Genomic DNA, 12,113 nt, shown 5'->3' on the forward strand with positions numbered 1-12,113 from the left:
TTTTTCGTTTCGCACGGTTGCCTATCCGGACGGCAGCCCATCGGGAGGCGCCCATGCAGCCGATCATCGAGATCGAGAATCTCTCGAAGACCTACGCCTCCGGCCTCGCGGCCCTGAGCGAGGTGAGCCTGACGATCCGGCGGGGCGAGATCTTCGCGCTGCTGGGGCCGAACGGGGCCGGCAAGTCGACCCTCATCAACATCGTCTGCGGCATCGTCACGCCGAGTTCCGGCCGCGTGCGGGCGAACGGGCATGACATCCTCTCCGACTACCGCGCCGCCCGCGGGGCGATCGGCCTCGTGCCGCAGGAGCTCACCACGGACGCGTTCGAGACGGTCTGGGACACGGTGAGCTTCACCCGCGGCCTGTTCGGCCTGCGCAAGGATCCCGCCCATATCGAGCGGGTGCTGCGCGACCTCTCGCTCTGGGAGAAGCGCGACAGCCGGATCATGACCCTCTCCGGCGGCATGAAGCGGCGCGTGCTGATCGCCAAGGCGCTCTCCCACGAGCCGCAGATCCTGTTCCTCGACGAGCCGACCGCAGGCGTCGACGTGGCCCTGCGGCAGGACATGTGGCGCCTCGTGCGGCGCCTGCGCGAGCAGGGCGTCACCGTCATCCTCACAACCCACTACATCGAGGAGGCGGAGGAGATGGCCGACCGGGTCGGCGTCATCCGGGGCGGGCGCATCATCCTCGTCGAGGAGAAGGCGGAGCTGATGCGCAAGCTCGGCCGCAAGCAACTCACCCTGCAGCTCCCGGCGCCGGTCGAGGTCCTTCCGGACTCGCTCGCGGGCTTCGGCCTGGAACTCGCCTCCGGCGGTCAGGAACTCGTCTACACCTACGACACCAAGGGCGAGCGCACCGGCATCACGGGCCTGCTCACCGCGCTGTCGGCCGCCGGCATCCGCTTCAGCGACCTCAACACCAGCCAGAGCTCGCTGGAGGACATCTTCGTCGACCTCGTGAAGGAGCGCGCATGAACTGGCACGCGGTCCGCGCCATCTACGGCTTCGAGATGGCCCGGTTCTGGCGCACCTCGATGCAGAGCATCCTGGCGCCGGTGATCTCGACCTCGCTCTACTTCGTGGTGTTCGGCGCGGCGATCGGCTCGCGGGTGAGCGCGGTCGACGGGGTGCCCTACGGGCTTTTCATCGTGCCCGGGCTGATGATGCTGGCGCTTCTCACGCAGAGCATCTCCAACGCCTCCTTCGGCATCTACTTCCCGCGCTTCGCCGGCACGATCTACGAGATCCTGTCCGCGCCGATCTCACCTCTCGAGGTGGTGCTCGGCTACGTCGGGGCGGCGGCCTCGAAGTCGATCCTGATCGGGCTGATCATCCTGGCGACCTCGGCCCTGTTCGTGCCGCTGCACATCGAGCATCCGTTCTGGATGGTGGTCTTCCTGCTGCTCACCGCGATCACCTTCAGCCTGTTCGGCTTCGTGATCGGTCTGTGGGCGGACGGGTTCGAGAAGCTGCAGCTGGTGCCGCTGCTCATCGTCACCCCGCTCACCTTCCTCGGCGGCAGCTTCTACGCGATCGACATGCTGCCGCCCTTCTGGCGGGCGGTGAGCCTGTTCAACCCGGTCGTCTACCTGATCAGCGCCTTCCGCTGGAGCTTCTTCGGCAAGGCCGACGTGAGCCTCGGCGTCAGCGTCGCGATGATCGGCCTGTTCCTGGCGGTCTGCCTCGGCCTCGTCACCTACATCTTCCGCACGGGCTACCGGCTGAAGAGCTGAGGGCCTGCCCTCAGGGTCGCGCCGCCAGGAAGGCCAGCACCCCGTCCCGGTGCGGCTTGGCGCCGACCGCCGTGCTGTGGTCGCGGTCGGGCAGTTCCAGCGCCCGGGCATTCGGCATCAGGGCGGCGAGCCCCGCGGCCGAGCCCGCCACCGTGTCGAGGGTGCCGACCGTGACGAGGGCCGGCACCTCGATCTGGGCAATCTCGGCCCGGGACAGGGTCTGGCGCGAGCCGCGCATGCAGGCCGCGAGCGCGCGCAGGTCGCTCTTCGTCTGCTCGGCGAAGGTGCGGAAGGCCGCCGCGGTCGGGTTCGGGGCGGGCGTGCCGGGGGGCGCCTCCAGCGCCTCGGCGATGCCACTCGGCAGCCCCCTCCCCTCGACGAGGTGCATGCCGAGCCCCCCGAACAGGGCCGAGCGGACCCGGTCGGCGTGGTCGAGGGCGAGGTAGGCGGTGATCCGCGCGCCCATCGAGTAGCCCATGATGTCGGCCCGCCCGATGCCGAGATGGTCGAGGAGGCGCCGCGCGTCGCCCGCCATCGCCTCCGAGCTGTAGGCGGCCGGGTCGTAGAGCTTCTCGCTCTCACCGTGGCCCCGGTTGTCGAGGGCGATCACCCGGTAGCCCGCCTGGCTCAGCGTCCTCACCCAGAGGGTGTTGACCCAGTTGACCACGTGGTTCGAGGCGAAGCCGTGGATGAGCAGGACCGGGTCGCTCCGACCCGGGGCATCCGCCCCGCCGGCGGCCGGCACGTCGATGTAGGCGATGGTCACGCCGTCGGAATCGAAGGTCTGCATCGGTATGGCCAGCGCCTCTCGGATCGTCGCCGACCGGCTTAGATCAGCAGCGGCGCGCGGTGCAATGCGGCCCGCGGCTTGCGGCGTGACGATCCGGCTGGCATCACCGCTGCCGATGAAGGATACGCAGCCCTACGGAACCTACGCGCCGGCCGGCCTCGTCGCGCGCATCGCGGAGCGGACGGGGCGGTTCTCGCCGGACACGTGGCGCGGCCGCCGCCTCGCCCTGGCCCTGCGCCGGCTCGCGATCACCCTGCTGCGGGGGCAGCCCCTCGACGTGGAGCGCTTCGGCGCCCGGATGCGGCTCTACCCCTACAACAACAACTGCGAGAAGAAGGTGCTCTTCACGCCGCAATTCTTCGATCCGCGGGAGCGCGCGCTCCTGAAGGAGCGGCTGCCGGCGGACTGTGTCTTCCTCGACATCGGCGCCAACATAGGGGCCTACGCCCTGTTCGTCGCGGCCTTCGCAGGGCCCCGCGCCCGCATCCTGGCGGTGGAGCCGCAGCCCGACGTGTTCGACCGCCTGACCTACAACATCGCCCAGAACCCGTTCGGGACCGTGAAGGCGGTGGCCTGCGCGCTGGCCGACCGGGCGGGCGAGTTGACCCTCTTCATCGACCCGCGCAACCGCGGCGAATCGAGTCTCAAGATCGTGGGCACGAACGAGGGCGCGCAGATCAAGGTCCCGGCCATGACGCTGCTCGACCTCGTGCGCGGCGAGGGGATCGAGCGGATCGACGCGATCAAGCTCGACGTCGAGGGGGCGGAGGACCTGATCCTGGAGCCGTTCCTGCGCGAGGCGCCCCCTGCCCTGCTGCCGAAGCTGCTTCTCGTGGAGAACGGCACGGACCGCTGGCAGCTCGACCTGCCGAAGCACCTGGAGAGCCACGGCTACCGGGAGATCGCCCGCACGCGGCTCAACCTGATGTTCGAGCGGACGGGCTGACGGAGCGGGCCGGGGCGCCCTCGCGCATCAACCCGGCAGGCCCGGCAAGAGCACGGGGATCGCCTCCGCGATCGCCACGCCCTCGGGGCCGACCGCGCAGCGGAAGGCGTGGACGTCGACGCCGGCCTCGCGCGCGGCACGGAAGGCGCGATCGAAGGCGGGATCGATGTCGCGCGCCACGTCGAAGGCGTCGGCCCGCATCTGCACCACGACCACGAGCATGGCCCGTCCGCCCTCCGCGACGACGGCGGTGAGTTCCTGCATGTGCCGCGCGCTGCGGGCGGCCGTGCAATCGGGAAACTCGGCGAGGCCGGGTTGGCGCATGAGGTGACAGTTCTTCACCTCGACGTGGCAGGGCGGCAGGCCCTCGGCCGTGGCCAGGAAATCGACCCGGCTCGCCCGCCCGTAGCGGACCTCGGGCTGCAGGGCCGCGTAGCCCGCGAGCGGCGGCAGCCGACCCTCGCGGAAGGCCTCCGCCACCAGGGCATTGGGGCGCATCGTGTTGATCCCGACCCATTGCGGGCCACCGGGCAGGTCGGCCTCAACCAGTTCCCAGGAATAGGCGAGCTTGCGCCCGGGCCCGCTCGCCCGCGAGAGGAGGACGCGGCTGCCCGGCTCGTTGAGGCCGAGCATCGCACCCGGATTCGCGCAGTGTGCGGTGATCTCCGTACCGTCCGCGAGCATCACGTCGGCGAGGAAGCGCTTGTAGCGCCGGACGAGACGGCCGGCGACGAGCGGGTCAGTGAAGCGCATCGGTGATCTCGCCTGCAGGAGCGGCCGGAGATCGCGCATTTTTCCCGCCCTGGCGATGCGGCGCAGCCGCGCTAAGTCGGATGATCGCGATCATTCCCGCGAAGATCCCCGAAGATCACTGAAGACCCCTCGATGACGTCCGCTTCGAACGACGCCGTGACCGCCGCCATCCTCGTGATCGGCGACGAGATCCTGTCCGGCCGCACCAAGGATCGGAACATCGGCACCATCGCCGACTATCTCACGGCGGTCGGCATCGACCTGCGGGAAGTCCGCATCGTGCCGGACGAGCGGGCGATGATCGTCGAGGCGGTGAACGCGCTTCGCGCCCGCTACACCTATCTCTTCACGACCGGCGGCATCGGGCCGACCCATGACGACATCACAGCGGATTGCATCGCCGAGGCGTTCGGCGTGCCGATCGACGTCGACCCGCGCGCGCGCGCGATGCTGCTCGAGCGCATCAAGCCCGAGGATCTCAACGCCGCGCGCCTGCGCATGGCCCGGATCCCCGAGGGCGCCGACCTGATCCCGAACCCGATCTCGAAGGCGCCGGGCTTCCGCATCGGCAACGTCCACGTCATGGCCGGCGTGCCAGCGATCATGCAGGCGATGCTCGACCAGATCGGCCCCTCGCTCCGCACGGGCGGGCGGGTCATCTCGGAGACGATCGAGGTCGGCAACATGCCCGAGGGCGCCTACGCCTCGGAGCTCGCGGCGATCGCGGGCGCACATGCCGGCGTCTCCATCGGCTCCTACCCGTCGATGACCGAGTCGGGCTTCCTCAACCGCATCGTGGTGCGCGGCCGGGATGGGGCCGCGATCACCGCCGCCCGGTCGGAGATCGAAGCGCTCATCGCACGGCTGCGCGCGTGAGCACCCACCCGGCGGGCCGACGGCCCCACCAATCCAGGCGGAGACGATGACGGAGCGGGACCGAGCCGAGGCTGTCGCCAAGCACGACGAGATGATCGAGGCGGTCAACGAGATCGGCCGCCCGGACGCCTACGTCCTGCACGAGGTGATCCGCCACGAGGGCGACGAGGAGCTTCGGCGCCACGGCCTCGCCCTCTTCCTCTCGGCCTTCGCCGCCGGCCTCAGCATCGCCCTGTCGCTGATCGTGCCGGGGGTGCTGAAGGCCCATCTGCCCAGCGCCGAGTGGGCGAAGCTCGTGACGACGACGGGCTACGCGGTGGGCTTTCTCGTGGTGGTGCTGGGCCGCCAGCAGCTCTTCACCGAGAACACCATCACGCCCATCCTGCCCCTGCTGCACGACCGCTCGGTCAAGACCGCGCTCCGGGTGCTGCGTCTCTGGGCGATCGTCCTGTCCGGCAACATCCTGGCGACCGCCGCCATCGCCACGGTGCTGGCGCACTCGGACGCGTTCGGACCGGCCGTCACGGCGGCCTTCTCCGAGATCAGCCATCACGCCATCGCCTTTCCCTTCGGCGCGACCGTGATCAAGGCGATCTTCGCCGGCTGGATGATCGCCCTGATGGTCTGGATCCTGCCCGCGACCGGCACCGCCGCGCCGTTCGTGATCTTCCTGATGACGTGGCTCGTCTCGATGTGCGGCCTCGCCCACATCGTGGCGGGTTCGGTCGAGGGGTTTTTCCTCGTGGCAAGCGGGGCGGCCACCCTCGGCGACTACGCCTACCGGTTCTTCCTGCCGACGCTCATCGGGAACGTGTTCGGCGGCGTCGCCCTCGTGGCCGTGCTGAATTACGGGCAGGTCGCACCTGAGGTGGAGGAGAACCGGGAGGTCGAGGAGGGCCCGGCGCGGCCGTGACGCTCCGCCTTCAGCTGTCGGACCTCTCCGCATCGAGGGCTCTGCGCACGTAGCCGCGCGAGATCAGCCGGTCGCGCCGCAGAGTCCGGCGCTCGGCCTCGCACAGGTCGGTCAGCGCGTCGCGGATGATCGCGCGCATCGCCGCCTCCGCATCTCCCTGCGCCGCGTCGAGATAGGCGGCCGCGATGGCCTCGACGGTCGGCGGAAGAGTGGATTCTGCGCTGCGTACCGGGCCCATCGCGTGTCCTGCTATGCGAACAGAACAAGAACACGCCACGGCACTCATGGTTCGGTCAAGAGCCTCTGCGCCGCCATCCTGAACGGATGCACACGCTGTCGCTCCGGCGCCGTTCAGCCCGGACGACGGAAGATCGCGGCCGAACGGTAGCCGCGCGATCCTGCCGGCCCTTCCCGGAGCCAGAAGCCTGTGTCGAGTCCGATCCTGATGCGCCTCTGCGGCCTCGCGGCCATCGCGCTCGCAGCCGGTGCGGCGCACGCCGCCGACTTCGACCGCCCCTACCCGCCGCCAGGAGAGGTCGAGTTCGAGCGGGGACCGCCCCCTCCCCCGCCGCCGGAGCCACGGCTGCACGCACCCCGGTTCACCGCCGGCCCGCGCTTCGAGCCCCCGGTCGACGAGTGCCGCGTGTTCGTGAAGCGCCGCTTCGACGTCTACGGCGACGAGGTGGTGCGGCGGGTGAAGGTCTGCGACGAGCGCCCCGGTTTCAGGGGCGGTCCCCGTTTCGGACGGGACGATTTCGCGCCGCCGATCCCTCCGGCGCCTGTCCCCGAGGGGCGCTGGGGTGGGCCGCGCTGGTAGCGCGGGACGGTCGGGCCGCGCTACCGGCGCCTGTCGCGGCGCCCGCGTCCTGCCTCAGGCTCGCGCCGGCGCCTTCTTGAGGGCGGCAGCGAAAGCCTTGAGCTGGCGGTTGAGGTCCGCCAGCTCGTTCAGCGCGATGGTCTTGTGCCCGTCCCTGACCGCGCGCTCGATGTCCTCGACCTGTGAGGCGGCCAGCCGCCTCAGCGCGTCCGCGAGTTGCTCCCGATTCATCGCCGCTCCCCGTTCCCGCAGCCCATGGCTCTCGGGTCCGTGATAGGGCGCCTATGCTTAACCGCAGGTTTTTGGCGGGTGGTCGGCCGCTCAGGTCCGCCAGGGGTGCTCCGGCAGCTCGGTCGCGCCGATCGCGCTGGCGCCGGCCTCGGCGACCGCGTGATCGTTCTCGACGGTCGAGCCGCTGACACCGATCGCCCCCGACATCACGCCGTCCTTGTCCACGATCGGAATGCCGCCGGGAAAGGTGATGAGCCCGTCGTTCGAGTGCTCGATGCCGTAGAGGGGACCGCCGGGCTGGGAGAGCTGGCCGATCTGGCCCGTGGGCATGCCGAAGAACAGGGCGGTCTTGGCCTTCTTCTGCGAGATGTCGATCGAGCCGACCCAGGCATCGTCCATCCGGTAGAACGCCTTCAGGTTGCCGCCCGAGTCGACCACGGCAATGCACATCTGCGTGCCGAGCTCGACGGCCTTGGCGCGGGCCGCCTCGATGGCCTTGTGGGCGTCCTCGATCGTCACGTGCATGGCGGAACTCCTCCGAGCTTGGCCGCGGAGCGCGGCGCTGTAGAAAAGGCTAGAGGTGGCGGCCGGTTCCGCCGTCGGGCCCGCGGGCCAGCCATGTGACCGAGGCGTAGGCGCCGATCCACGAGCCAGCGGCCGCGAACATGACGTAGAGCGCGTTCTGCGTGTAGCTGATCACGGCGAAGGCGGAGAGCAGGTACCAGACCGCGCTCCAGTTGGCGGCGCGGATCCGGTGCCGAGCACCGACGGCGGCGTTGAAGAAGACGTAGGCCGCGTCCGTCACGGCGGTGGCGACGACGACCCCCACCGTCACGAGGGGATCGAGGTCCGAGAGGGACATCACCGAGAGCGGCGTGGCTGCAGCGTTCATGGGCGGCTCCTGCACGTCCGGCCGGGACGATTGCCGCGATCCGGCCGGATGCGCCGAGGCTGCCTCGTGCGGCGCGCCTCGCCAAGCCTCCTGTAACCGAGAGGCCCGGCGCGGCGCGGCGCGGAGCCGGTCCCGGGCGGACCCGGGCTCGGGATGCGCCCTCGTTACTTCGACGCCATGGCGTTGGCCTTCTCGATCAGCGCCTCGGCCATGCGGATCGAGGCGATGTCGATGAGGCGCCCGTCGAGGGAGACGGCGCCGCGGCCGGCCTTGGCCGCCTCCTCCATCGCCTCCAGGATGCGCCGCGCCTTGGTGACCTCGGCCTCGGAGGGCGTGAAGACATCGTTGGCGAGCTCGATCTGGGTCGGGTGGATCGCCCATTTGCCCTCGAAGCCGAGGGCGGCGCAGCGCTTGGCCGCCGAGACATAGCCGTCCGGATCCGAGAAGTCGCCGAAGGGACCGTCGATCGGGCGCAGGCCGTAGGCGCGGCAGGCCACCAGCATCCGGTTCTGCGCGAACAGCCACGGGTCCTGCCAGTGGGTCTGGCGGTTGCCGCCCTCATCCTTGTCGGTGAGCACGCTGTAGTCCTGGTTGACGCCGCCGATGACGGTGGAGCGGGCGCGGGCCGAGGCCGCGTAGTCGGCGACGCCGAAGGACATCGCCTCCAGGCGCTTCGAGGACTGCGCGATCGCCTCGACGTTCGCCATGCCCAGCGCGGTCTCGATCAGCACCTCGAAGCCGATCGCCTTGTCGCGCTTCTTCGCCTGCTCGATCTGGGTGACCAGAACGTCGATCGCGTAGACGTCCGCGGGCACGCCGACTTTCGGGATCAGGATCATGTCGAGGCGCGGGCAGGCCTCAACGATGTCAACCACGTCTCGATACATGTAGTGGGTGTCGAGACCATTGATGCGGATCATCATGGTCTTGTTGCCCCAGTCGATCTCGTTGAGCGCCTGGATGATGTTGGTGCGGGCCTTCTCCTTGTCGTCGGGCGCGACCGCGTCCTCGAGGTCGAGGAAGATCACGTCCGCTGCGGACTTGGCCGACTTCTCCATGAAGGTCGGATTGGAGCCCGGAACGGCGAGTTCCGAGCGGTGCAGGCGCGGGGTGGCCTGCTGGATCAGGGTGAAGCTCATCGGGGTCCTCCGTGTTGTGAGACTTGCGTGTTGTGAGACTTGGGATGTCTGGAATTCCGGCGGGCAGCTAGGGCACGGCCCGCCTCTGTTTCAACCTCTCGCCCGGCTTCCCCTGAGACAGGGCGCTCGGATCGTCGGCTCACCCGGTCGCGCCGAAGCCCACCGCGATGCAGTTGATCGAGAGGAGCAGCGCGGACTTCACGGCCTCGCGCTTGTCCTCGTCCTCCTCGCCGCGGAAGCGGCGCAGAAGCTCGACCTGCTCGCGGCTAACTTGGTTGATCGTCGGCAGGCGCTCGTTCAGCCGGTCGCGGAAGAGGGGAAAGCGCTCGGCGAGCTCGCGGCCGCCGCTCACCAGCAGCGCCATCTCGCAGGTGAGCCGGTACTCGGCCTCGATCATGCGGAAGATGTTCTCGCGCACGCTCTCGTCCGGCACGAGGCTCGCGTAGTCGCGGGCGATCTCCAGATCGACCATCAGGAGCGTCTTCTCGACCTCGTCGAGGATGAGGCGGAACAGGCGCGAGTCGCGGAACATCCGCTTGAGCTGCATCTCCCCTTGCGCGCCGCGCACGTCGAGGAAGCTCTGGAGCCCCGAGCCGACGCCGTACCAGCCCGTGATGACGTGCCGGTTCTGCGCCCACGCGAACACCCAGGGGATCGCCCGGAGGTCGCTGAGCGAGCGGGCGCCGAAGCGCCGGGCCGGCCGCGAGCCGATGTTGAGGAGCGCGATCTCGTCGAGCGGGCTCGCACAGCCGAAATAGGTCACGAGATCCGGGTGCTGGATCAGGTTGACGTAGGCCGCCCGGCTCGCGCCCGAGAAGGCTTCCAGCACGTCGTCGAACTCGGCGCGGGGCAGCGAGGCCGCCTCGCGCTCGGACCGGAGCGCGTGCTCGAAGACCGAGGAGGCGAGAAGCTCCATCTGGTAGGCGGCGGTGCCGCGGTTGGCGTACTTGAACGAGACCACCTCACCCTGCTCGGTGGTGCGGAAGCGCCCGTTGATCGAGCCCGGCGGCTGGGCGGCGATGGCCCGCGCGGTCGGCGCGCCGCCGCGGCTCACCGAGCCGCCGCGGCCGTGGAAGAAGGCGATCGGCACGCCGAGATGCTTGCCGAGCACCGTGAGCTTCGACTGCGCCTTGTAGAGCTCCCAGTTCGAGGCGACGAAGCCGCCGTCCTTGTTCGAGTCCGAGTAGCCGATCATCACCTCCTGCACGCCGCCCTGCCAGCGGGTGGAGCGGCGTACGACGGGGATCGACAAGAGCTCCTTCATGATGACGGGCGCGGCGCGCAGATCGTCGATCGTCTCGAAGAGCGGCACGATCGGCAGCGGGCAGATCTCGGTGCCCGCCGTGTCGAGGAAGATGCCGGCCTCCTTGGCCAGCAGGTAGGCGCCGAGGATGTCGGGCACCGATCGGGTCATCGAGAGGATGAAGGCGCCGAACGCCTCGCGGTCGAGTTGCTCGCGCATCTCCCCGACGAGGGCGAAGGTCTCCAGCGTCTCGCGGGCGTCGTCCGGCAGGTCGTCGAAGCTGCGCTCCAGGTTGCGGGGTTTCGCCAGCTCGGCGATGAGCCACGCCTTCCATTCCGGCGTATCGACGTCCGGCGGAGTCTTGCCCTCGCCGTACTGCTGGCGCCAGAGAGCCTGCAGCGCCTGCGTGGTGCGGGTGCTGTTCTCACGCAGGTCGAGGCGCACGGTCGAGAAGCGGAAGATCTCGACCATCCGCCGCACGGGCCGCACGAGATCGACCGCGAGCGAGGCGCATTTCGCGTCCGCAAGCCCCTGTTCGAGGATGCGCAGGTCGTTGATGAGCCCGTCGGCGCTCGGATAGTCGGGGCCCGTCGCCCTCTGGCCCTCGTTGCGGGCGATCGTCGCCTCGATCTTGCGCAGGATGCAGGTGAGATACTGGCGGAAGGCTTCTCCGGGATTGCGGCCGGCGATGGCCTTGCCGTCCCCGCTCTCCGCTAGGAGATGCGCGAGCTCGCGCTTGAAGCTCTCCGGCACCGGCAGCGAGCGCTCGGTGAGCGAGAGCATGCGGCCGAGCCCGTTCACGCCGTCCCGGTAGCGGTGGAGCGAAGCCAGCGCGTTGCGCTGGAGCGTCGCCCGGGTGACGCTCGCGGTGACGTAGGGGTTGCCGTCCCGGTCGCCGCCGATCCAGGAGCCGAACTGGAAGAAGGCCGGCACCTCGAACTTCTCGTCCGGGTAGAATTCCGCGAGGCTCTCCTCCAACGAGTAGAGAACCTCCGGCAGCATCTCGAAGAGCGTCTCGTCGAAGAAGTGCAGGCCCCAGGCGACCTCGCGCTCGACGGTCGGCTTCTCCAGGTGCAGTTCGCCCGTCATCCAGACCAGCTCGATCTGGTCGCGCAGGTCGTTCATCAGACCGTTGCGCTCGCGCTCCGTCCAGCGCGGCAGCTCCAGCTCGCGCAGCAGAAGGTAGATGCGCCGGAACTTCTCCAGCACCGTCACGCGCTTGCCCTCGGTGGGGTGCGCCGTGATGGTCGGACGGATCCGCAGGTCCTTGAGCAGGGCGTGGATCTCGCGCGCCTCGATGCCGCCCGCAACGGCCTCGGCCAGCACCTTGCTGAAACTGCCGCCGAGCGCCGCGCGGCCCTCGTTCCGCTCGATGTGGCGGCGGCGGCGCATCGCGGCGTTCTGTTCCGCGATCGAGAGGAGCTGGAACCAGATCCCCTGCACCTGCAGCGCGCGCGCGAGCAGCTCGGGCGAGAACTCCGAGATGTTGGCGTTGCCGTGCAGAACCACCTCGAGCTCGGGCTCGTGCCGCCGCGCGACCTCGAGCAGCGCGTGGAACAGGATGTCGAGCGCCTCCTTCGAGGAGGTGCCCGTGATCACCGGAGGCGCGAAGACGTGGTCGACCGCGGTGCCCGGCGAGGCGTGGAGCGTCTGGGTCATGGCTGATCGTGCCTCCCGCGCGACGGCGATTCCCCTCCCCTTCGGGGAAGAAGTTGGAGGTGGGGATGCGCGGGAGGCTTCGCGGAGCCTCGCGCGGACACCATCCCCGCCCCTGC

At 69.6% G+C, this 12,113-nt stretch carries 14 protein-coding genes; 6 read left to right on the plus strand and 8 right to left on the minus strand.

All coding sequences use genetic code 11. The features are described from left to right. The first annotated feature begins 53 nt into the window (after window positions 1-53). Together MOX02_RS02285 and MOX02_RS02290 are read left to right on the plus strand one after the other, a co-directional pair. Window positions 54-980, plus strand: a complete 927-nt coding sequence (locus tag MOX02_RS02285; protein ID WP_147024100.1) for an ABC transporter ATP-binding protein — start codon at window positions 54-56, stop codon at window positions 978-980. Further along, window positions 977-1,738, plus strand: a complete 762-nt coding sequence (locus MOX02_RS02290) for an ABC transporter permease (RefSeq protein ID WP_147024101.1) — start codon at window positions 977-979, stop codon at window positions 1,736-1,738. Before MOX02_RS02285 ends, MOX02_RS02290 begins: the two co-directional genes overlap by 4 nt. A gap of 10 nt (window positions 1,739-1,748) precedes the next feature. Here the strand turns inward: MOX02_RS02290 and MOX02_RS02295 are convergent, their stop codons facing one another. Next, complete coding sequence (locus tag MOX02_RS02295; RefSeq protein ID WP_147024102.1) at window positions 1,749-2,528, minus strand: alpha/beta fold hydrolase; 780 nt, start codon at window positions 2,526-2,528, stop codon at window positions 1,749-1,751. Window positions 2,529-2,643: 115 nt separating this feature from the next. On the opposite strand from MOX02_RS02295, the gene MOX02_RS02300 reads away from it, so the two are divergent. After that, entirely contained in the window at window positions 2,644-3,474 is an 831-nt protein-coding gene (locus tag MOX02_RS02300; protein WP_147024103.1) for an FkbM family methyltransferase, read from the plus strand. A 27-nt stretch (window positions 3,475-3,501) separates the two neighbouring features. Here the strand turns inward: MOX02_RS02300 and sfsA are convergent, their stop codons facing one another. After that, window positions 3,502-4,227: a DNA/RNA nuclease SfsA gene (gene sfsA / locus MOX02_RS02305; RefSeq protein WP_147024104.1), complete on the minus strand. Its 726-nt coding sequence runs from the start codon at window positions 4,225-4,227 to the stop codon at window positions 3,502-3,504. A 132-nt stretch (window positions 4,228-4,359) separates the two neighbouring features. Here sfsA and MOX02_RS02310 point away from each other — a divergent pair, with 132 nt between their 5' ends. Together MOX02_RS02310 and MOX02_RS02315 are read left to right on the plus strand one after the other, a co-directional pair. Beyond that, window positions 4,360-5,103 (plus strand): competence/damage-inducible protein A, encoded by a 744-nt coding sequence (locus MOX02_RS02310; RefSeq protein WP_147024105.1) that lies wholly within the window; start codon window positions 4,360-4,362, stop codon window positions 5,101-5,103. Window positions 5,104-5,149: 46 nt separating this feature from the next. Beyond that, entirely contained in the window at window positions 5,150-6,016 is an 867-nt protein-coding gene (locus MOX02_RS02315; RefSeq protein WP_147024106.1) for a formate/nitrite transporter family protein, read from the plus strand. Window positions 6,017-6,026: 10 nt separating this feature from the next. Here MOX02_RS02315 and MOX02_RS02320 read toward each other — a convergent pair whose 3' ends face one another. Continuing rightward, window positions 6,027-6,254: a hypothetical protein gene (locus MOX02_RS02320; protein ID WP_147024107.1), complete on the minus strand. Its 228-nt coding sequence runs from the start codon at window positions 6,252-6,254 to the stop codon at window positions 6,027-6,029. Between the two features lie 189 nt (window positions 6,255-6,443). Here MOX02_RS02320 and MOX02_RS02325 point away from each other — a divergent pair, with 189 nt between their 5' ends. Beyond that, window positions 6,444-6,833, plus strand: coding sequence for a hypothetical protein (locus MOX02_RS02325; protein WP_147024108.1), 390 nt, complete (start codon window positions 6,444-6,446; stop codon window positions 6,831-6,833). 54 nt (window positions 6,834-6,887) lie between these two features. Here MOX02_RS02325 and MOX02_RS30935 read toward each other — a convergent pair whose 3' ends face one another. The 5 genes from MOX02_RS30935 to MOX02_RS02345 form a co-directional block, all read right to left on the minus strand. Next, window positions 6,888-7,064, minus strand: coding sequence for a hypothetical protein (locus MOX02_RS30935; protein ID WP_170267623.1), 177 nt, complete (start codon window positions 7,062-7,064; stop codon window positions 6,888-6,890). Between the two features lie 90 nt (window positions 7,065-7,154). Continuing rightward, window positions 7,155-7,589, minus strand: a complete 435-nt coding sequence (locus tag MOX02_RS02330; protein WP_147024109.1) for a GlcG/HbpS family heme-binding protein — start codon at window positions 7,587-7,589, stop codon at window positions 7,155-7,157. Between the two features lie 49 nt (window positions 7,590-7,638). After that, window positions 7,639-7,926 carry a hypothetical protein gene (locus MOX02_RS02335; RefSeq protein WP_147024196.1) on the minus strand — a complete coding sequence of 96 codons (288 nt, stop codon included), beginning with the start codon at window positions 7,924-7,926 and terminating at the stop codon, window positions 7,639-7,641. A 194-nt stretch (window positions 7,927-8,120) separates the two neighbouring features. After that, window positions 8,121-9,095, minus strand: coding sequence for an HpcH/HpaI aldolase/citrate lyase family protein (locus MOX02_RS02340; RefSeq protein ID WP_147024110.1), 975 nt, complete (start codon window positions 9,093-9,095; stop codon window positions 8,121-8,123). 139 nt (window positions 9,096-9,234) lie between these two features. Next, the gene (locus MOX02_RS02345; protein ID WP_147024111.1) at window positions 9,235-11,997 is read right to left on the minus strand and encodes a phosphoenolpyruvate carboxylase; all 2,763 of its coding nucleotides are present in this window, start codon (window positions 11,995-11,997) and stop codon (window positions 9,235-9,237) included. Window positions 11,998-12,113 lie beyond the last annotated feature (116 nt).

Source organism: Methylobacterium oxalidis (assembly GCF_007992195.1).
Classification (GTDB): Bacteria; Pseudomonadota; Alphaproteobacteria; order Rhizobiales; family Beijerinckiaceae; genus Methylobacterium; species Methylobacterium oxalidis.

Bases quoted from the DNA above. Each gene is read 5' to 3' on its own strand.
- MOX02_RS02335 (WP_147024196.1), bottom strand. From the start codon at position 7,926: ATGTCCCTCTCGGACCTCGATCCCCTCGTGACGGTGGGGGTCGTCGTC.
- MOX02_RS02310 (WP_147024105.1), top strand. From the start codon at position 4,360: ATGACGTCCGCTTCGAACGACGCCGTGACCGCCGCCATCCTCGTGATC.
- MOX02_RS02330 (WP_147024109.1), bottom strand. From the start codon at position 7,589: ATGCACGTGACGATCGAGGACGCCCACAAGGCCATCGAGGCGGCCCGC.
- MOX02_RS02345 (WP_147024111.1), bottom strand. From the start codon at position 11,997: ATGACCCAGACGCTCCACGCCTCGCCGGGCACCGCGGTCGACCACGTC.
- MOX02_RS02340 (WP_147024110.1), bottom strand. From the start codon at position 9,095: ATGAGCTTCACCCTGATCCAGCAGGCCACCCCGCGCCTGCACCGCTCG.
- MOX02_RS02285 (WP_147024100.1), top strand. From the start codon at position 54: ATGCAGCCGATCATCGAGATCGAGAATCTCTCGAAGACCTACGCCTCC.
- MOX02_RS02290 (WP_147024101.1), top strand. From the start codon at position 977: ATGAACTGGCACGCGGTCCGCGCCATCTACGGCTTCGAGATGGCCCGG.
- MOX02_RS02320 (WP_147024107.1), bottom strand. From the start codon at position 6,254: ATGGGCCCGGTACGCAGCGCAGAATCCACTCTTCCGCCGACCGTCGAG.
- MOX02_RS02300 (WP_147024103.1), top strand. From the start codon at position 2,644: ATGAAGGATACGCAGCCCTACGGAACCTACGCGCCGGCCGGCCTCGTC.
- MOX02_RS02295 (WP_147024102.1), bottom strand. From the start codon at position 2,528: ATGCAGACCTTCGATTCCGACGGCGTGACCATCGCCTACATCGACGTG.
- MOX02_RS02315 (WP_147024106.1), top strand. From the start codon at position 5,150: ATGACGGAGCGGGACCGAGCCGAGGCTGTCGCCAAGCACGACGAGATG.
- MOX02_RS30935 (WP_170267623.1), bottom strand. From the start codon at position 7,064: ATGAATCGGGAGCAACTCGCGGACGCGCTGAGGCGGCTGGCCGCCTCA.
- sfsA (WP_147024104.1), bottom strand. From the start codon at position 4,227: ATGCGCTTCACTGACCCGCTCGTCGCCGGCCGTCTCGTCCGGCGCTAC.